This is a genomic window from Parendozoicomonas callyspongiae, from assembly GCF_023502345.1.
Lineage (GTDB): Bacteria > Pseudomonadota > Gammaproteobacteria > Pseudomonadales > Endozoicomonadaceae > Sansalvadorimonas > Sansalvadorimonas callyspongiae.
Genome location: NZ_JAMFLX010000182.1, coordinates 1 through 239 on the forward strand (window position 1 = coordinate 1; position 239 = coordinate 239).

1 protein-coding gene is annotated in these 239 nt (G+C 48.5%); it reads right to left on the reverse strand.

The window, feature by feature from the left end:
- Positions 1-239, reverse strand: a 239-nt coding sequence (locus M3P05_RS20845) for a hypothetical protein (protein ID WP_249702075.1), incomplete at both ends; no start/stop codon positions are given.

Below are 239 nucleotides of genomic sequence, written 5' to 3' on the forward strand. Positions count from 1 at the left end.
GCCCATACCAGATATCAATTCCTTCTATCTGCTCAATAAAGTCTGCCATCTGCTGTTGCATGGTTTGATACTGGCTTTCAGAAATATTTCCGCAGATACAGGCCTGGCAATGCTCTCGGAGTGATAACCCTCTGGGGTTTGATACTCGATAATTGAAAACAGATGAGATACCCTGCCCACTATCGGCGGCTGGCATGGGTGTGTAACGGAAGCCGGACTCAGGCCCTTGGTCAATCAGA